Origin of the sequence: Agromyces seonyuensis, assembly GCF_009789225.1 — a bacterium.
Taxonomy (GTDB): Bacteria; Actinomycetota; Actinomycetes; order Actinomycetales; family Microbacteriaceae; genus Agromyces; species Agromyces seonyuensis.
In genome coordinates, this window is the sequence record NZ_WSTA01000063.1 from 1 (window position 1) to 23,436 (window position 23,436).

Sequence of the window (23,436 nt, forward strand, 5' to 3'; positions counted from 1 at the left end):
CGACCACGAGGGCGGCCCGCGCGGCCACGGCGAACGGGGTCACGGCGAGCACGGGCACGGCCCCCACGGCCGCGGCGGCCCCGCCGCCCTGCGCCTGCTGGCCGTGCTCGCGGCCGCCGGACCGCAGTCGGTCAACGGCCTCGCCGACGCGATCGGCGTCGACCAGCCCCGCGCGAGCCGGCTCGTGCGCGCGGCCGTCGAGTCGGGTCACGTGCGTCGCGACGTCGACCCCGCGGATGCCCGCCGGAGCATCCTCGCCATCACGGAATCGGGACGGACGGCGCTGCACTCGACCCTCGGGCGGCGCCGAGAGGCGGTCGAGTCCGCGCTCGCCGGGTTCACCGACGACGAGCGCACCGAGTTCGCGCGGCTGCTGCGCAAGTTCGCCGACGCCTGGCGCGCCTGAGCCCTGCACCTGGCTTGGCTCGCCCGCCCGGCCGGAACGACGGGCGCGGGCCCCGCCGACCAGGCCGGACTCTCGACCGGGCGAACCGGCATCCGGCTTGCGCCGACCGCGGAAATGGGGTGTCCTGGCGCCCGGGAGGATCGATGACGAGCACCCATGAGGTTCTGAACCAGGCGCCGCCGCGCGTCGACGTCGACGAGTTCACGACGAACCGCGCGCTCGTCGAGGCGGTGGGCGCATTCGGAGCCGGTTGGGCGGCCGACGACCTCGCGGCGATCGGCGCGCTCGTGGGGCGGGCCGACTTCCAGCGCGACGCCGAGCTCGCGAATACGAACCCGCCGGTGTTCCGCAGCCACGACCGGTGGGGCGACCGGGTCGACGAGGTCGAGTTCCATCCGGCGTACCACCGGGTGATGGGGGCCGCGATCGCCCACGGCGCGCACACGTCGTGCTGGTCGCACCCGGGGCCGGGCGCGCACGTCGCGCGGGCGGCATCCTTCATGCTGTTCGCCCAGGTCGAAGCGGGCCACGCGTGCCCGGTCAGCATGACCCACGCGGTCGTGCCCGCCCTCGCCGCCTCGCCCGCGCTCGCCGCCGACTGGGTGCCGCGCACGTTCTCGCGGGTCTACGACCCCGGACTGCGCAACCCGGCGACGAAGGCCTCGGCGATCTTCGGCATGGCGATGACCGAGAAGCAGGGCGGCTCGGACGTGCGGGCGAACACGACCCGGGCGGTGGACGCCGGGGACGGCACCTTCCGCCTGACCGGCCACAAGTGGTTCTGCTCGGCGCCGCAGTCCGACGCGTTCCTCGTGCTCGCGCAGCTGCCCGAGGGGCTCTCGTGCTTCCTGGTGCCCCGCGTGCTGCCGGGCGGCGAGCGCAACGTCTTCCGCATCCAGCGCCTCAAGGACAAGCTCGGCAACAAATCCAACGCGTCCTCGGAGATCGAGCTCGAGCAGACCGTCGGCTGGCTCGTCGGCGAGCCCGGCCGCGGCGTGCGCACGATCATCGAGATGGTCGCCCAGACCCGGCTCGACTGCGTGCTCGGCACGGCGGCGGGGATGCGCCAATCGGTCGCCGAGGCCGCCTGGCACGTGCGGCACCGCGCCGCCTTCGGCCGCACCCTCGTCGACCATCCCGCGATGACCGCCGTCATCGCCGACCTCCAGCTCGAGGCCGAGGCGGCGACCTGGACGGGTCTGCGGCTGGCGTCGGCCTACGACGCCGACGACGCGGAGTCCGCAGCCTTCCGTCGCCTCGCCGTCGCGGTCGGCAAGTACTGGATCTGCAAGCGCGGGCCGAACCACGCCTACGAGGCGCTCGAGTGCCTCGGCGGCAACGGGTACACCGAGACGTTCCCGCTCGCGCGCCGCTACCGGGAGCAACCGGTGCTCGCGGTGTGGGAGGGCTCCGGCAACGTCATCGCCCTCGACGTGCTGCGGGCGATCGCGCGCGAGCCCGACTCGCTCGAGGCGGTCGACCGCGAGCTCGCGTCGGCGCTCGGGGAGCACGCCGCCTACGACGCGCACGTCGCCGCGACGCGCCGGCTGCTGGCCCGGGCCGCCGCCGATCCGGATGCCGCACCGGCGCTGGCCCGCCGCGTGTGCGAGTCGCTCGCCCTCGCCCTGCAGGGCGCCGTGCTCATCGCGCGGGCGCCCGCGCCGGTCGCGGACGCCTTCGTCTCCGCGCGCCTCGGCGCGGACCGCTCGCTCGAGTACGGCGCGCTCGAGCCCTCGCTCGACCTCGCGGCGATCGTCGCGCGGGCCTGAGGGGACGCGGCCGACGCCCGGCCCGGCGGGAACCGGGACGGGTGCCGGCAGGGTTCAGGCCCGCGCCGGAGCAGCCCCCGCCGTGCGCGCCGCGTGCCGGGCGACGGCCCACGTGCCGAGCCCGGAGGCGAGGAAGATCGCGGCGAGGATGCCCCAGCCGGGCACCCCGAGGGCGCCGGTCGTGCCGGTGATGAGGAACGGCGCGACCATGCCGCCGATCGACCAGCCCATCGAGAACACGCCCTGGTAGGCGCCGGGGCGCTCGGGGTCGGCGAGCTCGAAGCTCAGCCCCCAGCCGCCGGCCTGCGAGAGGATTTCGGCGAACGCGTGGGCGATCGCACCGGCGAGGATGACGACGACGGCGATCCAGAGGCCGCCGCCGGCCGCGGAGGCGTAGAGGGCGCAGGCGCCGACCATGAGCCAGGCGGCGATCGCGGAGACGCGGCCGGCGACGCGCAGGTCGTCGGTGCGCCTGGACATGGGCACCTGGAAGCACACGACGAGCGCCGTGTTGAGCAGCAGCAGCGCCGACACGAGCACCTCGGGGGCGTCGGTGTCGTGGCTGATCCAGAGCGGCACGGCGAGCTCGCCGACCGCGAACTGCATGCCGAACACGGCGCTGCAGAGGGTCAGCAGCAGGTAGCGGGGGTCGCGCCAGGGCGAGCGCGGCCGAGCCCCGGATGCCTCGGCGGGCGGCGCGGGAGCGGCAGCGTCGGCCGGAAGGTCCGGCTCCGCCGGGTCGACGGGCAGCGCCGAGGCCGGGTCCGCCTCGTCCGCGACGGGGCGCGCGGCGGGATCGGCCTCCGGGCTCGCGGCCGGCGCCGGCGAGGCATCCACCCAGCGAGGCAGCCGCACGAGGCGGACGATCGCGACGAGGTAGAGCAGCCCGGCGACGACGATGAGCGCGCGGTACGCGCCGGCCGTGCCGACCGCGAGGGGGATGGCGGCGAGGCCCCCGCCGACGGCGATCGAGAGGTTCGTGACGGTGCGCAGCGCGGCGCGCGCCTTGACGCGGTGCTCGGGGTCGAAGGCCCGGGCGACGATCGTCGTGCGGGTCGTGTTCGTCGCCTGGCCGAAGGCGCCGACGAGCACCGCGACCACGAGCGCCGAGGCGAAGTCGTGGGCGAACGCGTAGCCGAGCAGGCCGACGCCTTCGAGCGTCGAGCCGATGAGCAGGAGCCGACGGGCGCTGAACGAGTCGGCGAGGCGGCCGCCCAGGTAGCCGCCGATGAGCCCGGCGAAGCTCGAGGCGGCGAGGATGACCGCGACCTCGCCCGCGGGCAGGCCCACGATGAGGCTGAAGTAGAGGACGGTGACCGCGAGGAAGATGCCGCGGCCGACGCGGGAGACGAGCGTCGCGGCGACGAGGATGCGCAGCACCGGGTTGGACAGGTCGCCGAAGACGGCTCGGAGGAGGCGTGCAGCCCGGCCGGACGGGGCGGGGCGGGCGTCCCCGGCGGGCGCGTCGGCGGGGGTCGGGACGACGGGGACCGCGGCGGTGTCGGGTTCGGGTTCGGTCAGTTGCGGTGGCACGGGACGATGTTGGCAACGGGCGCACGAGCGCGAAATCGATGTAGCGTTGTGCTTCATGCTCACGTACGCTCTCTCCGACGAGGCGGTGGGCGCGATCCGATTCGGGCTCTCCCCGCTCACGGAGCTCGGGCTCTCGCTGCGCATGATCCGCAACCCCGCGCGCTACCCGCTCCAGCTCGGTTGGCTGCGCCGTACCGAGACGGCGCGCGCCGGGCTCGACCACGAGGTCCTCGACGCCCTCATCGACGATCGGGGCTGGACGGTCGACTTCGTCAACCCGCGCCCGCGATCCCCGCTCACCCGCATCGACGACGAGCTCGCGGCGCTCGCCGCGATCGATCCGACCGAGTTCCGCCGCGACCTCGTGGCCGTGCACGGCCACGTCCCGGCTGTGCTCGACGGGCCGCACGAGGCGGCGGTCGCCCGGGTCGTCGCCGCGCTCGGCGAGTTCTGGGCGGCGGCCTTCGAGCCGTTCTGGCCGCGCATCCGCGCCGTGCTCGAGGCGGACATCGCCTATCGCGCCCGCCTCGTCGCGAAGACCGGCGTCGCCGAGATGCTCGGCGGGCTCTCGCCGCGCGTGCAGTACGACCACGGGGAGCTGCGCATCCGGCTCACCGACCCGACGCCCCGGCGCCGGGAGGTCGGCGACGAGGGGCTCGCCCTCATCCCGACGATGTTCACCGCGAACGCCTCGGCGCCCGTCGGCGACGGGCCGCCGCTGCTGCTCTACCCCGCTCGCGGCCAGGGCGCGCTGTGGGAGGCGGAGCGGCCGCTGAACCCCGGCGCCGCCGCGGGCGTCCTCGGCGAGACCCGCGCCGTGCTGCTGCGGGCGCTCGGGGAGCCCGCCTCCTCGACCGAGCTGGCCGTGCGCTTCGACGTCACGACGTCGGCCGTGAACCAGCATCTCCGCGCGCTCCGCGCTGCCGGCCTGCTCACCTCGAGTCGCTACGGGCGGAGCATCCTCTACCTGCGCTCGCCGCTCGGCACGGCGCTGCTGGCGGCCGACCCGACGGCGACGACGCTCGCCTGACCCGCGAGGTTACTCACCAGCCGGATGCCGGACCGGCGGCCCGCGCCCGCTCCGGCGCCGGGCGCGCCGGCGCTCAGGCGGCGGCGGTCAGGCGGCGGCGGTCAGGTCGGCGACGAGCCGGTCGATCGTCGCCGCGACGATGCGCGGCATCTCGACGGCGTCGGGCTCGAGGAGCCACTGCACCTGCAGGCCGTCCATGATCGCGATGAGTGCGCTCGCCGCGTCCGCGAGGGAGCGCTCGTCGCGATTGCCGGAGACCTCCCCGAGGACGCCGGCGATCTTGGCGCGCAGCACCGACGTGCGGTCCTGGAAGTAGTCGTGGGCCGGATGCCCGTCGGTGACGGACTCGCCCGAGAGCACGGCGAACGCCTGCACGACGCCGCGGCGGTGCGTGTTCTCCTCGACGGTGTCGACGAGGTGCTGGAGGAAGGCGGGACCCTCGGTCTGCGCTCGGGCGGGGACGCCGGCGACCTCGTTGCCGTCGCGGTACTTCAGCATCGCGACGAGCAGTCCCTCTTTGCTGCCGAAGTGGTGGAGCACGCCGGCGTGGGTCATCCCGGCCTGCTCGGCGACCTCGGCCAATGCGCCCTTGTGGTAGCCGTTCGCGCCGAAGACGTCCATGGCCGCTTTGAGGATGGCCTCGCGTCGCTCGGCGGTGCGGGCCTGGGGCTTGCGCACGCGATCGGCGGCTGCGGCGGTGCGGGCGGGCGCGGTGTCGGCCACGGGCGGTCCTTCCAGGAGTCGGGTCTCGTCCAGCACGTTATCGAACCGTGATGAACACACTTACTTACAAGTCAGTAAGTGTGTCACCATGATCCCCGACACTCAACGACGAGTTCCAAGGAGTCTAGGCGTGAGCCACATCCCCGCCCCCGCAGTGCCGACCGAAGCGGCACCGTCCGCCCCGGCCGAGTCCGCGGGCAACCCGAACCCGGCGCCCGCCGGGCTCCGGCCCGCCGAGGTCCGGACCGCCCCCGGGCTCGACCCCGACGTGCTCGACCGCGCCCGCGCCCTCCCGCTCGACGAGAAGGTCGCCCTGCTGACCGGCGCCGGCACCTGGACGCTCACCGCGATCCCCGAGCTCGGCCTGCGCACCGTCACCGTCAGCGACGGCCCCATCGGCGTCCGCGGCGACGACGAGCGCGTCGCCGCCGCCCTGCCCGCGCCGAGCTCGTCCGCCGCGACGTGGGATGAGGGCCTGCAGCGCCGCATCGGTCGGCTCATGGCCGACGAGGCCCGCCGCAAGGGCGTCGACGTCGTGCTCGCCCCCGTCGTCAACCTCCAGCGCTCGCCCGTCGGCGGCCGGCACTTCGAGTGCCTGAGCGAGGACCCGCTGCTCACCGCGCGCCTCGCCGTCGCCTTCGTCGAGTCGCTGCAGGAGCAGGGCGTCGCGGCGTGCGTCAAGCACTTCATCGGCAACGAGACCGAGACCGATCGCACCGAGTACCTCGCCCGCATGGACGAGCGCACGCTCCGCGAGGTCTACCTCGCGCCGTTCGAGGCCGTCGTGCAGGCCGGCGCGTGGAGCATCATGGCCGCCTACAACGGCGCCCGCTACGACGGCGTCGAGGCCACGGCGACCGAGCACGCCCCGCTCGTCGAGGGGCTGCTGCGGGGCGAACTGGGCTTCGACGGCGTGCTCGTCAGCGACTGGCTCGCGACGAAATCGACCGTCGAATCGGCCCTCGGCGGGCTCGACCTCGTCATGCCCGGCCCCGGCGGACCGTGGGGCGAGGCCCTCGCCGCCGCCGTCCGCGACGGCCGCGTGAGCGAGCGCCTCATCGACGAGAAGGTCGCCCGCATCCTGCTCCTGGCCGATCGCGTCGGCGCACTCTCCGGCGAGGCCGGTCGCGTCGACCTCTCCGACGACGGCGGTGTCGTGCGCGAACCCGACGCTCCCGAGGTGCGCGCGGAACTCGTCGAGTTCGCGGCCCGCGGCACCGTCGTCCTCCGCAACGAGCCCGTGGCCGGCGTTCCCGTGCTGCCCGTCGAGTCGGCTCCCCGCCGCATCGCCCTCCTCGGCGCGAACGCCATCGAACCCTTCACCCAGGGCGGCGGCTCGGCCTTCGTGCCGGCCCCGCTCGTGAGCCTGCCGGCGGATGCCCTCCGGGCCGCGTTCCCCGGCGCCGAGCTCATCGTCGCCCGCGGCGGCGCGACCCTCCGCAAGGCGCCCGCGCCCGCCGCGGGCCGCCTGACCGCGCCGAACGGGGAGCCGGGCCTCCTCGTCGAGCTGCTCGGCGCCGACGGCGAGGTCCGTGGCTCGTGGACGCTGCCCGACGCCGAGCGCATCTGGTTCCCCGTCGAGGACATCGGCGCCGTCTCGGCCCGCATCCGCACGAGCATCGCGCTGCCCGAGCCCGGCCGCCACGACCTCGAGGTCGGCCCGGTCGGCGCCCACCGGCTCGTCGTCGACGATGCGGTCGTCTCCGAGTCCGCGCGCGTCGTCGGGGCCGAGGTCATCCTCGATTCGTCGTACTCGAACCCGCCCGCCGTCACGGTCGCGCTCGTCGCCGAGGCCCCGCGCACCGCGGAGTTCGAGGCCACGGTGCAGATCGTCGACGGGGAGTCGTACGGCCGGTTCGTGCGCCTGCACCTGCACCACCGCGTGCCCGGCCCGAGCGTCGAGGACGAGCTGGCGGAAGCCGTCGCCGCGGCCGCCGCCGCCGACCTCGCGATCGTCGTCGTCGGCACGAACCCGGAGACCGAGTCCGAGGGGTGGGACCGCCCCGACCTCGCGCTGCCCGGCCGGCAGGACGAACTCGTCCGCCGTGCGGTCGCTGCGAACCCGCGCACCGTCGTCGTCGTCAACGCCGGCGCGCCCGTCATCCTGCCCTGGCTCGACGACGTGCCCGCCGCGCTCTGGTGGTGGCTCCCCGGCCAGGAGGCCGGCACCTCGCTCGCCGCGGTGCTGACCGGCGCGATCGAGCCGAGCGGCCGCCTCCCCTGGACGCTGCCGGCGGCCGAGGCCGACGTGCCCGTGCTGCACGGCCTCCCCGTCGACGGCTACGTCGACTACGACGAGGGCGTCGACGTCGGCCACCGCGGCTGGCTGCGCGCCGACGCCGAGCCGGCCCGGCCGTTCGGCTACGGACTCGGCTACGCCGACTGGGCCTACGAGTCCCTCGATCTCGCGCCGACCGAGGACGGCGGGCTCCTCGCCCGCGTCGCCGTCCGCAACATCGGAGCCCGGCCCGGCCGCGAGGTCGTGCAGGCCTACCTGTCGGCCGAGGCCGACGTCCTCGGCCGTCCGCTCAGATGGCTCGCCGGCTTCGCCGTCGTCGACGCCGAGCCGGGCGAGACGGTCGCCATCGACATCCCCATCGCCCGGCGCTCGCTCGAGCACTGGGCGACGGATGACCGGGAGTGGCAGCTCCCGCCCGGCGGGTACCGGCTGCACGTCGGCCGCTCCGTCCTCGACCTCCGCCTCGACGCCGGGCACCGCGTGCCCGGGCCGCAGGGCTGAGCCGACCGGCATCCGCCGGACCCGAATCCCACCGTTCCCACCGTTCCCACCGTTCCCACCGTTCCCACCGTTCCCACCGATCCCCAGTCCAACCGGACACCGCAGCACCAATCGAGATGCAAGGAGGCACTCGTGAACCACCGCAGGAAGATCGTCGCCGTCATGGCGGGACTCGCCGCAGCGACGATGCTGATGACCGGCTGCTCGTCGGCCAACAGCAACGCCAACAGCGGCGAAGGCGCCGTCCTCACCGTGGGCATGCCGAACGGCACCCAGACCGAGAACCAGAGCCCGTTCGCCACGGGCTCCTCGGCACTGTCGCTCGGCTACGCGTTCGTGATCTACGAGCCGCTCATGATGGTCAACGACGCGAAGCCGTCCGAGGACCCGCTGCCCTGGCTCGCCGACTCCGTCGACTGGAACGACGACTACACGCAGGCCGTCATCACGCCGCACGACGGCGTGACGTGGTCCGACGGCGAGGACTTCACCGCCGACGACATCGCGTTCTCCATCCAGCTCCGCATCGACAACGAGGCGCTCAACACCGCCGCGCTGCCGTACGAGTCGGTCGAGTCCGACGGCGACGCCGTGACCGTGACCTTCTCGGCCCCGCAGTTCGTCAACCAGGCCAAGCTCTACGACCTGCTCATCGTCCCCGAACACATCTGGAAGGACGTCGACGACCCGACGACCTGGACGAACACCGAGCCCGTCGGCACCGGCCCGTACACGCTGAAGTCGTGGACGCCGCAGGCGGCCACCGTCGTCGCCCGCGACGACTACTGGGGCGGCGAGCCCGAGGTCCCCGAGATCCGCTACTCGTCGTACAACGACAACAACGCGCTCACGACGGCCCTCACCACGGGCGAGGCCCAGTGGGGTTGGACGTTCATCGCCGACTACGAGAACGTCTACATCGCCAAGGACCCGGAGCACAACCACCAGTACGCCGCAGCCGGCCTCGGCATCGACGCGCTCTTCCTCAACAACGAGGAGAAGCCCTTCGACGACCTGGCCTTCCGCAAGGCGCTCAACATGGTCGTCGACCGCGAGAACCTCGTGAAGGTCGCCACCTCGGGCGTCAACCCCGCGCTCACCAACGTCACCGGCCTGCCGCTGCCCGCCGGCGAGGACTTCCTCGCCGACGCGTTCGCGGGTCAGGACTTCGAGGTCGACGTCGAGGGCGCGCGCCAGCTGCTCACCGACGCCGGCTACACCTGGAACGGCGAGCAGCTCGTCGACCCCGACGGCACGGACGTGACCTTCACGCTCATCAACCCCGCCGGCTGGAACGACTACCTGACGGCGCTCGACCTCATCAAGACGGCCGCCGCCGAGCTCGGCGCCGTCGCGACGGTCGAGGCCGGCAACCAGGATGCCTGGTTCGCCGACGTCATCCCGCCCGGGAACTTCCAGGCATCGCTGCACTGGACGGACGGCGGCGCCACGCCGTTCGACATGTACGCGGACATGATGGACGGCGCCCAGTACCAGCCGCTCGGCACGCCGGCGAACTGGAACTTCGGCCGCTTCCAGAACGACGAGGCGACCGCGGCGTTCGCGGCGTACGCCTCGGCGTCCGACCAGGCCGAGCGCGACGCGGCGCTGGAGACGATCCAGCAGGTCTTCGTCGACGAGGTGCCCGCGCTCGCCATCTGGTCGCGCCCCGCCACCGCCCAGTACTCGACGGCGAACTACGTCGGCTGGCCGAGCGAGGACGACCCGTACAACCAGCCGCAGCCGACCGGTTCGCAGGCGGCGCAGATCCTCATGAAGCTCACGCCCGCTTCGGAGTGACCGATCCGCCGGTCGAGTAGGCGCGCAGCGCCTCCCGCCGGTCGAGTAGGCGCGCAGCGCCTCCCGCCGGTCGAGTAGGCGCGCAGCGCCGTATCGAGACCCCATGAGCTCGCCTCACCAGGTCTCGATACGCGACTCCGTCGCTACTCGACCGGCGGACCCCCTCCGAACCCTCCTCCGCCGGTCGAGCAGGCGCGCGAGCGCCGTATCGAGACCCCGTAAGGTCGCCTCACCAGGTCTCGATACGCGACTCCGTCGCTACTCGACCAGCGGGACCCCCTCCGAACGATGGTGATGGAGCCATGACCCACCCGAACCCGGCAGCGCCGCCGGAGACCGCACCGGTCCTCCAGGCGATCCAGCTGCAGAAGCACTTCTCGCACCGCGGCCGCGGCGTGGTCCACGCGGTGGACGACGTCGACCTCGTCCTGCGCCACGGCGAGGTCGTGGCCCTCGTCGGCGAATCCGGCTCCGGCAAGTCGACCATCGCCCGACTGCTCGCGCAGCTCATGCCGGCCACGGGCGGCGAACTGCGACTGCACGGCGAGGATGCCCGCGTGCGCAGCCGCCGCGCGTTCCGCCGCTACGTGGCACGCGTGCAGCTCATCTTCCAGGACCCCTTCGGGTCGCTGAACCCCGTGCACACGGTGCGCTACCTGCTCACCCGCGCGGTCCGCATCCACCACGGGCGGCTCCGCGGCCAGGCCCTCGAGGCCGAGCTGCAGGGACTCCTCGAGCGCGTGCACCTGACCCCGCCCGAGCGCTACCTCGACAAGTTCCCCCACGAGCTCTCGGGCGGCCAGCGCCAGCGCGTCGCGATCGCCCGCGCCCTCGCCGCCGACCCCGAGGTGCTCCTCGCCGACGAGCCGATCTCGATGCTCGATGTGTCGATCCGCCTCGGCATCCTGAACCTCCTGAAGGACCTGCGCGACCGGCTCCGGCTTGCGATCCTCTACATCACGCACGACATCGCGTCCGCCCGCTACTTCGCCGACCGCACCCTCGTCATGTACGCGGGCCGCATCGTCGAGACGGGCGACAGCGAGTCCGTCACGCAGGACCCGCTGCACCCGTACACGCAGCTCCTCGTGCGCTCAGCGCCGAACCCCGACGACCTCGCCGACCGCGCCCGCGGCGCCCGCGGCGAGGCGCCGAGCCTCGTCAACCCGCCCGCCGGCTGCCGCTTCAACCCCCGCTGCCCGTTCGCGACCGAGCTGTGCCGCACCGAACTGCCGCCCTTCGCCGAGGTCGGCGAGGGCCGCACCGTCGCGTGCTGGGGCTACAGCGACCGGGTCGACCGGCCCGTGCTCGGCGACGTCGGCGAGGCGTACGGCGAGCGCCCGACGATCGAGGTGCCGCACCTCGCCGAGGAGCCCGACGAGCCCGTGCAGCCCTCGGGCGCCGCCGCCGAGGCATCCGTCGCCTACGGCCCGAGCGCCGAGGAGGGCGTGCGATGAAGTTCCTGCTGCGCCGTTCGATCTTCTACGTCATCACGGCCTGGGCCGCGGTCACGATCAACTTCATCATCCCGAGGCTGCTGCCGGGCGACCCGGTGGCCGCGATCATCGCGAAGAACCAGGGCAAGATCCCCGCCGAGGCGGCCGAGTCGCTGCGCATCCTCTTCGGGCTCGACGACTCGCTGAGCCTCTGGGACCAGTACGTCCAGTACTGGAAGCTGCTCTTCCAGGGCGACCTGGGCCTCTCGTTCACGTTCTTCCCGACCCCCGTCGCCGACGTCGTCGCGCAGGGCCTGCCGTGGACCATCGGCCTCGTCGGCATCTCGACGATCATCGCCTTCACCATCGGCACCCTCGTCGGTACCGCCATCGGCTGGCGGCGCGGCACGTGGGCCGACTCGCTGCTGCCGATCACGACGTTCTTCTCGACCGTGCCGTACTTCTGGCTCGGCCTCATCGTCGTCGCGATCTTCTCGGTGAACCTCGGCTGGTTCCCCTCGAGCGGGTCGTACGACCGCGGCCTCGTGCCCGCCTTCGACTGGCCGTTCATCTCGTCGGTCATCTACTACGGCACGCTGCCGGCCCTGACGATCGTGCTCTCCTCGATCTCCGGCTGGATCCTCGGCATGCGCAACATGATGGTCACCGTCTCGAGCGAGGACTACGTCACCGTCGCCCACGCGAAGGGCCTCTCCGCCCGCGCCGTGATGTTCGGCTACGCCGCCCGCAACGCGGTGCTGCCCCAGATCTCGAGCTTCGCGCTCTCCCTCGGCTTCATCGTCGGCGGGACGCTCATCATGGAGATGATCTTCAGCTACCAGGGCATCGGGTACACGCTCTACCAGGCCGTCTCCACGCACGACTACCCGCTCATGCAGGGTTGCTTCCTCGTGATCACCCTGTCCGTGCTCGCCGCGAACATCATCGCCGACTTCGTCTATGCGGTCCTCGACCCGCGCACGCGGCAGGAGGGCTGAAACGTGGAGTATCGCCGACTTCGTGACTGTGCCGACCGGGGGATCCTCGACCCGCGCACCCGGCAGGAGGGCTGAAACGTGCACGACTCGCGCCCTTCCTTCCTCGAACGACCGGAGGAGAGACCATGACCGTCGACGCGAACCTCGTCACCGAGGCCGATGAACTGGCGCGGCAGTCGCAGGCGCCCAAGACCGGCTTCTTCTCGACGCCGAAGCGGCGGGCGGCCGGCAAGCCGCCGCGGCTGCTGTTCCTCCGTAGCTCGAAGGCGCTGTGGGGCATCGGCATCCTGGCCTTCTTCACGCTCATCGCGATCATCGGGCCGTGGATCGCCCCCTACGACCCGGATGCCCCGAGCCAGGCGCTCCTGCAACCGCCGTCGTGGGAGCACTGGGTCGGCACCGATCACCTCGGCCGCGACATCCTCTCGCAGCTCATCGTCGGCACCCGCTACGTGCTGCTCGTCGGGTTCGTCGCGGGCATCGCGGCGACCGTCCTCGGCATCATCGTGGGCGTCACGAGCGGCTACCTCGGCGGCGCCGGCGACGAGACGCTCTCGGCGCTCGCGAACATCTTCCTCGTCATCCCGCAGCTGCCGCTCATCATCATCATCGCGGGGCAGCTGCCCGCCGCGGGCGGCCTGACGGTCGCCCTCGTCATCGCGGTGACGGGGTGGGCGTGGGGCGCCCGCGTGCTGCGGGCGCAGACGCTCTCGTTGCGGCGGCGCGACTTCGTCGAGGCGGCGCGGGCGAACGGCGAGCGCTCGCACCGCATCATCCTGTTCGAGATCCTGCCGAACCTCACGGCGATCATCGCCTCGGGCTTCGTCGGCACCGTCACCTTCGCGGTGCTCTCGCAGATCACGCTCGCCTTCATCGGCGTGACGCCCGTGTCGGACTGGAACTGGGGCACGGTGCTCTTCTGGGCGCAGAACAACCTCGCCCTCCAGCGCGGCGCGTGGTGGTGGTTCGTGCCGGCCGGTCTCTGCATCGCATTGCTCGGCATGGCACTGACCCTCATCAACTTCGGCATCGACGAGTTCGTGAACCCGCGGCTCCGCTCGACGAGCGCGAACGCCCGCTCCCTCAAGCGCCGGAGGATCGTGCCGCGCATCGGCTTCACGCCGGTCGTGCGCACGGCCCACCCCGCCGCCCCTCGGACTCGGAAGGAGCCGACCGCATGACCTCCACCGACACGGCCGGGGCCGGAGCCCCCGCCCCCGCCGGCGCGCTCGTCGCCGATCCCGTCCTCGACATCCGGGGCCTCTCGGTCGACTACGGCTTCGACGCGAACCCGACGCACGTGCTGCGCGACGTGTCGCTCTCGCTCGGTCGCGGCGAGGTGCTCGGCCTCGCGGGCGAGTCCGGCTGCGGCAAGTCGACGCTCGCGTACGCGGCGACCCGGCTCCTCCCGCCGCCCGGGCTCATCACCGGCGGCGAGGTGTGGTTCACGGGCCGCGACGGTCGCCGCGAGGACGTGCTGGCCATGACGGATGCCCGCCTCCGGCAGAGCCGCTGGCAGGACACCGCGATCGTGTTCCAGGGCGCCATGAACTCGCTCAACCCGGTGTTCCGCGTCGGGCGGCAGATCGTCGACGGCATCTTCGCCCACCGCCCGAAGTGGTCGAAGGCGCAGGCGACGGAGCGCGCGGCGGAGCTCTTCGAGATGGTCGGCATCGCCCCCGACCGCCTGCGCTCCTACCCGCACCAGCTCTCCGGCGGCATGCGCCAGCGCGTCATGATCGCGATGGCGCTCGCCCTCGAGCCGCAGGTGCTCATCATGGACGAGCCGACGACCGCCCTCGACGTCGTCATGCAGCGCCAGATCGTCGAGCAGATCGCCGAACTGCGCGACCGCCTCGGCTTCTCGGTCATCTTCATCACCCACGACGTCTCGCTGCTCATCGAGATCGCCGACCGCATCGCGATCATGTACGCGGGCGAGATCGTCGAGCAGGGGCCGGCCCAGGAGCTCTACCGTCGACCGCGGCATCCGTACACGAAGGGCCTGCTCTCCTCGTTCCCACCGCTGCGCGGGCCGAAGACGGAGCTCGCCGGCATCCCGGGCGCACCGCCCGACCTCTCGAACCCGCCCGCCGGATGCCGCTTCGCGGCGCGCTGCCCGCATGCGCTCGGGCGCTGCCAAGCCGTCGAGCCCGAACTCGGACCGACGGCGGTGCCCGGCGACGCCACGGCGCGCCGCGTCGCGTGCCACCTCCACGACGGTGCGCAGCCGGTGCCGCTCGAGCTCGCCCTGACGCGGTGAGTGCTCGGAGGGCGGCGACGGGCGCGGTCGGACCGGACCCGGCCGAGTGCGCGGATGAGCGATTTCTCGTGCAACGGGTGTCGTCGGGCCGTCGGTGACTATTGTTCAGGGGATGAACGAACTCGGCTCGCGGCGCCGGCGATGACGATCAGCGCGGAGCACACCCGGATTGCAGCGCTCGGCGCCGCGGAGCGCCGTGTGCTGCTCGAACTCGTGCGCCGCGGACCGCAGTCGCGCGTGCGCCTCGCCGAGCGCGTCGGCATGTCCCGGGCGAGCCTCACGCGCATCTCGCGGGTGCTGCTCGACGCCGGCCTCGTGCTCGAGGGCGAGCCGGAGAGCCCGGGCGCGCGCGGCCGCCCCGCCGAGGTGCTGCGCCCGCGTCCCGGGGCCGCCGTCTTCCTCGGCGTCAAGTACACCGCCGAGCACGTGTACCTCGTGCTCACCGACCTCTGCGGCAGCCTCATCGCGGAGACGTCGACGCCCCTGCCGTCCCGCGATTTCGACGAGGCGCTCGAAATCGGGATCGCCGCGGGCGACGGCCTGCTCGGCGACCTCGACAACCCGTCGGCCGTCGGCATCGCGGTCGCGGGCGACGTGGTCGTCGAAGGCGGCGAGTCGATCCTCCGGCGCTCGGGCTTCCTCGGCTGGGACGGCGTGCCGCTCGCCCGCCGCGTCGCCGAGCACACCTCGGCGCCGGTCACGGTCTTCAACGACGTCAACGCCCTGGCGGGGGCGCAGCACTGGTTCGGCGGCCCGCGTCACTCGCCCCTCGTGGTGCTGGGGGTCGGCGCGGGCATCGGTTCCGGCATCGTGCTCGACGACGAGCTGCACGTCGGCGCGCACGGCCTGGCGGGCCGGGTCGGGCACTCGCGCATCGGCGCCGTCCTGGGCGCGCAGGGCCGACCCTGCGCGAACGGCCACCTCGACTGCGTGCACAGCTTCGCGACGGTCCCGGCGATCGAGGAGGGCGCGGGCGTCGCCCCCGGCGAGTACGCCGAGGCCGTCCGGCGGGCGGTGCTGGGTGAGCCGGGCGCGCGCGCCGCGTTCGAACGGGCGGCCTTCGCCGTCGGCATCGCCGTCGCCGACGCGGTCAACGCCGTCGACCCGGATGCCGTCGCGGTGACGGGCGAGGGAGTGCACTGCCTCGACCTCGCGCCGGAGGTGTTCCGGCAGGGTCTCGCCGACGGATTGGAGGGCCGAACCGCCGATTCCGTGCGCATCGAACGGCCGTTGTTCCACTTCGATCTCTACGCGCGCGCGGCCGCCGTGATGGCGATGCGGGAACTCCTCGCTGAACATTAGTTTCAGAACTTGACAAAAGCGGTGCCGACAACGGAGCATTGCTCCACCAGCAAGCGCTGGCCGCACCGCCCCTTCGGCGGTCGGAGAGCCGCTGCAGGTCTCCGTTTCGGGTTCGGGGTCTTGTCGCGGCTTCCTAGGGGGAAACCGCGCTCAGCGCGGCCGCGGTCGCCGTCGGAACCGGGGGGTATCCGACGGCGACCGCGACATCCGGGTCGAACGGGCCGCCTGAGGCGGCCGGCAGCCGATGCCGGGCTCGCCGTCAGGCGAGCGGCGCGCCGAATCGATCCGCGAGCCACGACGTCTGCCGCAGCCACTGGAACGGGCCGCCGCCCTCGTGGCCGTTATGCGCGTAGACCTCGATCTCGCGGTCGGTCGACGCGAGGCGGTGGTAGGCCGCGAACACGCTCGAGGGCAGCACGACGTCGTCCATGAGGGCGACCGAGAAGAGGGCGGGCGCGCTGATCCGCGAGGCGAGGACGGCGCCGTCGAAGTACGACAGCGTCGCGAGCACGTCGGCCACGCGGTCGCGGTGCACGGACAGGTACTTCGTGACCTCGGTGAACGGCGGCAGCGGCGTGCGCGTGGTCGAGCGGGGGAAATCGCAGAGGAACGGCACGTCGGGCATGACGGCGGCGACGTGCGAGGAGAGCGCGGCGGCCGCGATCGAGATGCCGCCGCCCTGGCTGACGCCCGTGACGGCGATCCGCGAGGCGTCGACCTCGGGGAACGCGGCGACGGCATCGAGGAGCCGCACGGCGTCGGTGTAGACGCGGCGGTAGTAGTACGTCTCGGGCGACTCGATGCCGCGCGTCAGATAGCCCGCCGCTGCGGGCCCGGAGCCGTGCGGGTCGGCGGTGCCGCCGCCCCCGCCCCAGCCGCTGCCCTGCCCGCGCGTGTCCATCACGACGTGCACGTACCCCGCCGACGCCCAGCCGAGGTGCTCGCCCGGCAGCCCCCGACCGCCGCCGTAGCCGATGAACTGCACGACGGCCGCGCGTGGTGCGGCGTCCTTCGGCCGGATCACCCAACCGCGCACCGGGTCGCCCGCGAAGCCGGGGAAGACGAGGTCCTCGATGACGAGCTCCGCGATCGGGCCGTCGAGCGGGGTGCGCACGACCTCGCCGCCGGCGGCCCGCGCCTCGGCGATCGTCGAGTTCCAGAACGCGTCGAGGCCGCCGGGCTCCGGCAGGTCCGGACGGTAGTCCTCGAGCTCCTCGAGGGTCAGGTCGGTGAAGTTCAGCGCCATGGTGCTCCGTTCGGTCGGTTCATTCGGGAGAGTGCCGCGCACCGCGCACGGCGATCACGGCGGTGCCGTCGACGTCGTCGTCGACCACGACGGCGGTCCGGAAGCCTGCCGCCGCGAAGATCGCCGCGGAGACGGGCGCCTGCCGTCGCGACGCCTCGATGACGACCGCGCCGTGCGGCCGCAGCCACTCGGGCGCCGCCGCGGCGATCCGCCGGTGCAGGTCGAGCCCGTCGGGGCCGCCGTCGAGGGTCGCGTGCGGTTCGTGCTCGCGGGCCTCGGCAGGCATGTTCGCGATCTCGGCGGTCGGCACGTAGGGCGCGTTGACCGCGACGACGTCGATCCCGCCCCGGATGCCCTGCGGCAGCGCCGCGAACAGATCCCCGGCGACCACGGTCGTCTCGGCAGGGAGGTTCGCCCGCGCCCACTCGACGGCGACGGGGTCGAGGTCGCTCCCGAGGAGGCGGGTGCCCGGCGCCCGCGCCGCGACGACCGCCGCGACGGCCCCGACTCCGCAGCACAGGTCGAGCACGACCGCCGGGCCGCCCTGCGCCGACCATCCCTGCGAGTGGGTAGGTCCGGCGGGTGCGGGACGTCCCGCACCCGCCGGACCTACCCACTCGGGAGATGCGGGGGACGCGAGGAGCGCGGCCGCGCGGGCCGCCGCGAGGCGGGCGACGAGCTCCGTGCGGGCGCGCGGCACGAAGACGCCGGGGCCGAGGGCGAGCGTCAATCCGGCGAACTCGACGCGGCCCACGAGCGGCTCGAGTGGTTCGCCCGCGACCCGGCGGGCGACGAGCGACTCGAGACGCGCGGCATCCCCGCCGGCGGCCTCGACGAGCACCGTGGCCTCCTCCTCCGCGAAGACCGACCCGGTGGCGCGCAAGCGGGCGACGAGCGCGACGAGATCGGCGGCCGGCTCCCCGGCGGCGTCCAGCTCGGCCGGGTCACCGGGTGCATCGGCGGCCGGCCACTCGGCCGCGGCGGCGGCCGTCAGTGCTCCAGCGAGATCGTCGGCAGCGGGAACCAGCGCAGCTGCTCGAAGTCGGGGCTGAGCCGGGCGTCGGCCGGGCGCGCGGCATCCTCGTCGGGCTCGTCGAGCGACGCGAAGAGCGCGCGCGCCTCGTCGAGGTAGCCCGCGAGCGCCGACTCGGGCGCGCGGTCGTCGTGGCGGGGGAAGACGAGCTTGCCCTCGTCGTCGAAGAACGCGTCGCGCAGGCGCAGCGGCGGTTCGACGGGGCCGTCGCGGTGCTTCCACAGGCCGGTGTCTGGCTCGAAACGGTACTGGCCGAGCAGCTTATGGCCGTGGTCGGCGACGAGCGAGACCGCCTCGACGAGGTAGTCGAACACGGCGTCGCTGATGAAGTAGTTGAACGAGACGCGCACCCAGCCGGGCTTGATGCCCTCGCAGCCGCCCGTGATCTCGCGCTCGAACGCGTGCGAGCGTTCGAGGTCGATGCCGAGCAGCCGGTGCCCGTACGGCCCGGCGCACGAGCATCCGCCCCGCGCCTGGATGCCGAAGAGGTCGTTGAGGATCGCGACGACGGCGTTGTGGTGCAGGAAGCGGCCGTCGGGGCGGCGGATCACGAACGAGACGATCGAGAGGCGCTCCGCCGACGGGTTGCCGAGGATCTCGATCGAGGGGTGCTCGCTCCAGCGGGCGAGCGCCCGGTCGAGGAAGCCGCGCTCGAGCTCGTGGATGGTCTCGACGCCGACGGCATCCTTGAGGGCGAAGACGAGCCCGGCGCGGATCGACTCGATGATGGCCGGGGTGCCGGCCTCCTCGCGGTGCTCGGCGCCGTCGAGGTAGCGGTGCTCGAGCGGGTTCACGTAGGCGACCGTGCCGCCGCCGACGGTGTCGGGCACCGAGTTGGTGAGGATGCTGCGCCGGACGACGAGCACGCCCGGCGTCGACGGCCCGCCGATGAACTTGTGCGGCGAGAGGAAGATCGCGTCCGCGCTCGACGCGTCGACGTCGATGTAGGGCCCCGCGGCGGCGTAGTCCCAGAACGCGAGCGCGCCGTGCTCGTGCAGCACGCGGGTGATCGCGGCCGTGTCGGTGAGGATGCCCGTGACGTTGCTCGCCGCCGAGAACGAGCCGATCTTCAGGGGGCGCGCGGCGAAGCGCTCGAGCTCCGCCGCCAGGTCGTCGAGGTCGACGTGGCCGTCGGCGGTCTCGCGGATCGTCACGACGTCCGCGATCGACTCGCGCCACGGCAGCTCGTTCGAGTGGTGCTCGTAGGGTCCGATGAAGACGACGGGGCGGTCCTCCTCGGGGATCCGCGCCGAGAGGCCGTACTCGCGGTCGAGGTCGGCGGGGATGCGGATGCCGAGGATGCCGACGAGCTTGTTGATCGCGCCCGTCGAGCCCGCGCCGGCGAAGATCACGGCGTGCTCGTCGCCCGCGTGCACGGATTTCGCGATGGCCGCGCGGGCGTCCTCGCGGAGCCGGGTGGTCTGCAGCCCGGTGCCGCTCGCCTCGGTGTGCGTGTTCGCGTAGCGGGGCAGCACCTCGCCGAGGATGAAGTCCTCGATGAAGCCCAGCGAGCGACCGCTCGCCGTGTAGTCGGCGTAGGTGACGCGACGGGGCCCGAAGGGCCCGATCATCTCCTGGTCGTCGCCGATGACGGACTCGCGGATGCGCGCGAGGATGGGGTGTTCGGCCGGCATGGGGTCGAGGGTAGCCGTTCCGCCTGTGGTCCTCAGACCCGGTGCGGGTCCTTCACGAAGAGCATCAGCACGAGACCCGCGGCGACCACGAGGATGATGCCGAGGATGCCCCAGTAGGTCGCGCCGGAGATCGCGATGAAGAGCGACCACAGCGCGGGGGAGAGGAAGCTCGCAGCGCGGCCCGTCGTCGCGTAGAGGCCGAAGATCTCGCTCTCGCGCCCGGCGGGCGTGACGCGGGCGAGGAAGGACCGCGAGGCGGCCTGAGCCGGGCCGACGAAGATGCAGAGGGCGAGGCCGAAGATCCAGAAGATCGTCTTGCCGTCGTCATGGAGGAAGAAGACCGCGAGGCCGGCGACGACGAGCCCCGAGAGGGCCGTGAGGATGACCGCGCGCGCCCCGAAGCGGTCGTCGAAGCGACCGGCGAGGATCGTCGCGACGCCCGCGACGAGGTTCGCCGCGACGCCGAAGGCGAGCACCTCGGTGCTCGTGAAGTGGAACGCGACGCTCGCGATGACGGCGCCGAACGCGAAGACGCCCGCGAGCCCGTCGCGGAACACGGCGCTCGCGAGCAGGAACCAGAACGTGGGGCGTGCGTGCCGCCAGAGTCCCTGGATGTCGCGCACGAGCACGCCGTAGCTCGCGAAGAAGCCGACCTTCTCGCGGGCGACGGCCGGGGGCGCCTCGGGCACGTAGGCGAAGATCGGCCAGGCGAAGAGGACGGCCCAGATCGCGCAGCCGACCGCGATGATGCGGAACGGCAGACCGTTGTCGGTCGACATCCCCCACCAGTCGAAGGTGTCGGCGACGACGACGAGGACGAGCGCGATGATGCCGCCGATGTACCCGAGACCCCAGCCGAGACCCGAGACCTTGCCGATGGTCTTCGGGTTGGAGACCTGCACGAGCATGGCGTTGTAGTTGACGCCGGCGATCTCGCTGAAGACGCTGCCGGCGGCGATGAGGCCGACGCCGAGGGCGAAGTAGGCGGGCGCGCCCTCGACGAAGAAGAGGGCGAGCATGCTCGCGACGAGCAGGATCGTCGATCCGCCGAGCCAGGCCTTGCGTCGACCGGCCACGTCGGCGCGCTGCCCGAGCACGGGCGCGAGCAGCGCGATGAGGATGCCGCCGATCGTGATCGCGAGACCGAGACCGCTCGCGAGGTCGGCGAGACCGCGCTCGTAGCGCGGGTCGCCCTCGCCGAGGGCCGCGACCGACGGGTCGAGGAACGTGTCGGTCGTCAGGTAGAGCGCCGTGAAGACGAACGTCAGGATGACCGAGTTGAACGGCTGCGTCGCCCAGTCGTAGAGCGCCCACGAGGCGACCTGCTTGCGCGGGACGACGCGTCCCTCCTGCAGATCGAGGCCCATGACCGCGATCGCGCCGGTGTTGGCGGTGGGCGGCGGCGTGGGCGCGACGGGGTCGGGTGCGGATGCCTCGGGGCTCGGGTGCGGGGACATGCGGGGGAGTCTGCCTTCGACGGGTGAACGGCCGGTGTCGACGCGCCTCGCCATGGCGATCCGCGTCGATCCCGAGCACTGTACCCCCGGGCCGGCCGCGGCGCGGGGCCCCGTCGGGGACGAACGGTGCAGAGAACTTGTGCAGAATAGTGATGCATAACTATCGTGCAAACATGTCCGACCACGACGACTTCACGACGGTGCGCCTCGACGGCACCCAGATGCGCGCCCTCGCGCACCCGCTGCGGGCCCGGCTGCTCGGCGCGCTGCGCCTCGACGGCCCCGCGACCGCGACCACCCTCGCCCGTGCTCTCGACACGAACACCGGTGCGACCAGTTACCACCTGCGCCGGCTCGCCGACGTCGGCCTCGTGGTCGAGGAGGACCGGCCGGACGCCGGCGGGCGCGAACGCTGGTGGCGGGCCGCGCACGACTTCTCCGACTTCAGCGCCCGGGACTTCGAAGGCGACCCGGACGCGGCCGCCGCCCACGACTGGTTCCAGCGCTGGGCGGCCAGGAAGGCCTTCGACGGCTTCGAGGCCTGGCTCGACGCGGCGCCCGCCGACACTGCGGACTGGCGCGACGCGGCCGGCCCCGGCGATCTCAAGCTGCACATCGGACCCGACCGGCTGCGCGCCCTCACCGACGAAGTCTGGGCGCTGCTCGAGCGCTACGAGCGGGAAGCGCCCGCCGACGAGCCCGACGCGCGTGAGGTGATCGTCGCCACCCTCGTCTACCCGCGCGTCGACAGCGCCCGCCGCGAACCCGGACCGCCGGCATGAGCGCGGTCCTCGACTCCCGTCGGGCGCTCCGCCGCTACCTCGCGGTGCTCGCCCTGCGCTGGCTGCCGACCGGGCTGATCATCCCGGTGACGACGCTGCTCATGCTCGAACGCGGCCTCACCCTGCCCGAGGTCGGGCTCGTCGTCGCGGCGCAGGGGCTCGTGGTCCTCGTGCTCGAACTCCCCACGGCCGGTCTCGCCGACGCGATCGGCCGACGGCCCGTGCTCGTCGCTGCCGGAGCCTTCGCGCTCGCCTCCTACGCGCTCATGGCCGTCGCCGACACGGCCTGGCTGTTCCTCGTCGTGTGGATCGTGCAGGGCGTCTCGCGGGCGCTCGACTCCGGGCCGCTCGAGGCCTGGTACGCGGATGCCGTGCTCGCGGAGGATCCGCATGCACCGCTCGAGCGCGGACTCGGCGCGGGCGGCGCGGTGCTCGGCGTCGCGATCGCGCTCGGCTCGCTCGCGAGCGGCGTGCTCGTCGCCCTCGGTCCCTGGCGGATCGGGTCGGTCGAGATCCCGGCGCTCGCCGTGCCCGTAGTCGCGGCGGGCATCCTCGAGATCGTGCACCTGGCGGCCACGGCGGTGCTCCTGCGCGAGGCGCGCGGGGCGACCGGCGCGCGCGCCTTCCGCACCTCCCTCGGCGGCGTGCCGCGCGCGATCGGGGGTGCGCTCGGACTGCTGCGACGCTCCCGGGTGCTCCTCGCGCTCGTGGTCGTGGAGGTGAGCTGGGGGTTCGGCATGATCGCGTTCGAGTCGCTGACGCCCGTGCGGCTGGCCGAGCTGGTCGGCGGGGCGGATCGAGCGGCCGCGCTGCTCGGCCCCGTCGGCGCGGCGGCGTGGGGCGTCTCCGCAGCGGGGGCCGCGCTGGCCCCGCTCCTCGGGCGTTGGATCGGCGTCGCCGCCGGCGCCGCGGTGCTGCGGCTCGCTCAGGGCGCCGCGGTCGCGGTGATGGGCCTCGTCGCGGGGCCGGTCGGCCTCATCGCCGGGTTCCTCGCCTGCTACCTCGTGCACGGGGCGTCGAACCCGCTGCACCAGACGCTCCTGCACCGGGAGGTCGACGGCCCGAACCGGGCGAGCGTGCTCTCGCTCAGCTCGATGGTCGCCCAGCCCGCCGGGTCGCTCGGGGCGATCGTGCTCACCGCGCTCGCGGGCGCCGTCTCGACGAGCGCGGCCATGCTCCTCGGCGCGCTCGTGCTCGCGCTCGCCGCGCCGCTCTACCTCCCGGCGCGCCGGGCGGGGCGGGGTCGGAAGAGCACTGGACTGAAGTCCAGGCACTTAGGGACCC

Annotated in this window: 18 protein-coding genes; 12 read left to right on the forward strand and 6 right to left on the reverse strand. The window is 73.3% G+C overall.

Features of this window, described 5'->3' with window-relative positions; translation table 11 throughout:
• Together GB864_RS13155 and GB864_RS13160 are read left to right on the forward strand one after the other, a co-directional pair.
• On the forward strand, positions 1 to 406 hold a 406-nt coding region (locus tag GB864_RS13155), incomplete at its 5' end, for a MarR family winged helix-turn-helix transcriptional regulator (protein ID WP_236779102.1).
• A gap of 143 nt (positions 407 to 549) precedes the next feature.
• On the forward strand, positions 550 to 2,175 hold the full coding sequence (locus GB864_RS13160; protein ID WP_160425770.1) for an acyl-CoA dehydrogenase family protein: 1,626 nt from the start codon (positions 550 to 552) through the stop codon (positions 2,173 to 2,175).
• Between the two features lie 54 nt (positions 2,176 to 2,229).
• Here GB864_RS13160 and GB864_RS13165 read toward each other — a convergent pair whose 3' ends face one another.
• Positions 2,230 to 3,708, reverse strand: coding sequence for an MFS transporter (locus tag GB864_RS13165; protein ID WP_160425772.1), 1,479 nt, complete (start codon positions 3,706 to 3,708; stop codon positions 2,230 to 2,232).
• Positions 3,709 to 3,763: 55 nt separating this feature from the next.
• Between GB864_RS13165 and GB864_RS13170 the strand changes: the two genes are divergently transcribed.
• Positions 3,764 to 4,738, forward strand: coding sequence for an ArsR/SmtB family transcription factor (locus GB864_RS13170; protein WP_160425774.1), 975 nt, complete (start codon positions 3,764 to 3,766; stop codon positions 4,736 to 4,738).
• Between the two features lie 87 nt (positions 4,739 to 4,825).
• Here GB864_RS13170 and GB864_RS13175 read toward each other — a convergent pair whose 3' ends face one another.
• Positions 4,826 to 5,461, reverse strand: a complete 636-nt coding sequence (locus GB864_RS13175; RefSeq protein WP_202107214.1) for a TetR family transcriptional regulator — start codon at positions 5,459 to 5,461, stop codon at positions 4,826 to 4,828.
• A gap of 130 nt (positions 5,462 to 5,591) precedes the next feature.
• Here GB864_RS13175 and GB864_RS13180 point away from each other — a divergent pair, with 130 nt between their 5' ends.
• From GB864_RS13180 to GB864_RS13210, 7 genes are all read left to right on the forward strand, one after another.
• Entirely contained in the window at positions 5,592 to 8,201 is a 2,610-nt protein-coding gene (locus tag GB864_RS13180) for a beta-glucosidase family protein (protein ID WP_336603996.1), read from the forward strand.
• A 132-nt stretch (positions 8,202 to 8,333) separates the two neighbouring features.
• Positions 8,334 to 10,001 carry an ABC transporter substrate-binding protein gene (locus GB864_RS13185; protein WP_336603997.1) on the forward strand — a complete coding sequence of 556 codons (1,668 nt, stop codon included), beginning with the start codon at positions 8,334 to 8,336 and terminating at the stop codon, positions 9,999 to 10,001.
• Positions 10,002 to 10,303: 302 nt separating this feature from the next.
• Positions 10,304 to 11,458 (forward strand): ABC transporter ATP-binding protein, encoded by a 1,155-nt coding sequence (locus tag GB864_RS13190; protein WP_160425778.1) that lies wholly within the window; start codon positions 10,304 to 10,306, stop codon positions 11,456 to 11,458.
• Positions 11,455 to 12,435 carry an ABC transporter permease gene (locus GB864_RS13195; RefSeq protein WP_160425780.1) on the forward strand — a complete coding sequence of 327 codons (981 nt, stop codon included), beginning with the start codon at positions 11,455 to 11,457 and terminating at the stop codon, positions 12,433 to 12,435. The genes GB864_RS13190 and GB864_RS13195 overlap by 4 nt, the downstream gene beginning before the upstream one ends.
• A gap of 125 nt (positions 12,436 to 12,560) precedes the next feature.
• Positions 12,561 to 13,616 carry an ABC transporter permease gene (locus GB864_RS13200; protein WP_160425782.1) on the forward strand — a complete coding sequence of 352 codons (1,056 nt, stop codon included), beginning with the start codon at positions 12,561 to 12,563 and terminating at the stop codon, positions 13,614 to 13,616.
• Positions 13,613 to 14,698 (forward strand): ABC transporter ATP-binding protein, encoded by a 1,086-nt coding sequence (locus GB864_RS13205; RefSeq protein WP_160425784.1) that lies wholly within the window; start codon positions 13,613 to 13,615, stop codon positions 14,696 to 14,698. Before GB864_RS13200 ends, GB864_RS13205 begins: the two co-directional genes overlap by 4 nt.
• 141 nt (positions 14,699 to 14,839) lie before the next feature.
• Positions 14,840 to 16,000, forward strand: a complete 1,161-nt coding sequence (locus GB864_RS13210) for an ROK family transcriptional regulator (protein WP_160425786.1) — start codon at positions 14,840 to 14,842, stop codon at positions 15,998 to 16,000.
• Between the two features lie 259 nt (positions 16,001 to 16,259).
• Here GB864_RS13210 and GB864_RS13215 read toward each other — a convergent pair whose 3' ends face one another.
• The 4 genes from GB864_RS13215 to GB864_RS13230 form a co-directional block, all read right to left on the reverse strand.
• A complete protein-coding gene (locus tag GB864_RS13215) occupies positions 16,260 to 17,246 on the reverse strand; it encodes an acetylxylan esterase (RefSeq protein ID WP_419672790.1) in 987 nt (328 codons plus the stop codon).
• A gap of 19 nt (positions 17,247 to 17,265) precedes the next feature.
• Positions 17,266 to 18,129 carry a methyltransferase gene (locus GB864_RS13220; protein ID WP_236779104.1) on the reverse strand — a complete coding sequence of 288 codons (864 nt, stop codon included), beginning with the start codon at positions 18,127 to 18,129 and terminating at the stop codon, positions 17,266 to 17,268.
• 107 nt (positions 18,130 to 18,236) lie between these two features.
• Positions 18,237 to 19,913 carry an aminotransferase class V-fold PLP-dependent enzyme gene (locus GB864_RS13225; RefSeq protein ID WP_160425788.1) on the reverse strand — a complete coding sequence of 559 codons (1,677 nt, stop codon included), beginning with the start codon at positions 19,911 to 19,913 and terminating at the stop codon, positions 18,237 to 18,239.
• Positions 19,914 to 19,945: 32 nt separating this feature from the next.
• The gene (locus tag GB864_RS13230) at positions 19,946 to 21,370 is read right to left on the reverse strand and encodes an MFS transporter (protein WP_160425790.1); all 1,425 of its coding nucleotides are present in this window, start codon (positions 21,368 to 21,370) and stop codon (positions 19,946 to 19,948) included.
• Positions 21,371 to 21,543: 173 nt separating this feature from the next.
• Here GB864_RS13230 and GB864_RS13235 point away from each other — a divergent pair, with 173 nt between their 5' ends.
• Both GB864_RS13235 and GB864_RS13240 read left to right on the forward strand, forming a co-directional pair.
• Positions 21,544 to 22,152: an ArsR/SmtB family transcription factor gene (locus GB864_RS13235; protein ID WP_160425792.1), complete on the forward strand. Its 609-nt coding sequence runs from the start codon at positions 21,544 to 21,546 to the stop codon at positions 22,150 to 22,152.
• Positions 22,149 to 23,436, forward strand: a 1,288-nt coding sequence (locus GB864_RS13240) for an MFS transporter (protein WP_160425793.1), incomplete at its 3' end; no start/stop codon positions are given. The genes GB864_RS13235 and GB864_RS13240, both read left to right, overlap by 4 nt.

Excerpts from the sequence above, each read along its gene's own strand:
- GB864_RS13160 (WP_160425770.1), top strand. The coding sequence starts at position 550 with ATGACGAGCACCCATGAGGTTCTGAACCAGGCGCCGCCGCGCGTCGAC.
- GB864_RS13170 (WP_160425774.1), top strand. The coding sequence starts at position 3,764 with ATGCTCACGTACGCTCTCTCCGACGAGGCGGTGGGCGCGATCCGATTC.
- GB864_RS13190 (WP_160425778.1), top strand. The coding sequence starts at position 10,304 with ATGACCCACCCGAACCCGGCAGCGCCGCCGGAGACCGCACCGGTCCTC.
- GB864_RS13195 (WP_160425780.1), top strand. The coding sequence starts at position 11,455 with ATGAAGTTCCTGCTGCGCCGTTCGATCTTCTACGTCATCACGGCCTGG.
- GB864_RS13200 (WP_160425782.1), top strand. The coding sequence starts at position 12,561 with ATGACCGTCGACGCGAACCTCGTCACCGAGGCCGATGAACTGGCGCGG.
- GB864_RS13205 (WP_160425784.1), top strand. The coding sequence starts at position 13,613 with ATGACCTCCACCGACACGGCCGGGGCCGGAGCCCCCGCCCCCGCCGGC.
- GB864_RS13210 (WP_160425786.1), top strand. The coding sequence starts at position 14,840 with ATGACGATCAGCGCGGAGCACACCCGGATTGCAGCGCTCGGCGCCGCG.
- GB864_RS13215 (WP_419672790.1), bottom strand. The coding sequence starts at position 17,246 with ATGGCGCTGAACTTCACCGACCTGACCCTCGAGGAGCTCGAGGACTAC.
- GB864_RS13225 (WP_160425788.1), bottom strand. The coding sequence starts at position 19,913 with ATGCCGGCCGAACACCCCATCCTCGCGCGCATCCGCGAGTCCGTCATC.
- GB864_RS13230 (WP_160425790.1), bottom strand. The coding sequence starts at position 21,370 with ATGTCCCCGCACCCGAGCCCCGAGGCATCCGCACCCGACCCCGTCGCG.
- GB864_RS13235 (WP_160425792.1), top strand. The coding sequence starts at position 21,544 with ATGTCCGACCACGACGACTTCACGACGGTGCGCCTCGACGGCACCCAG.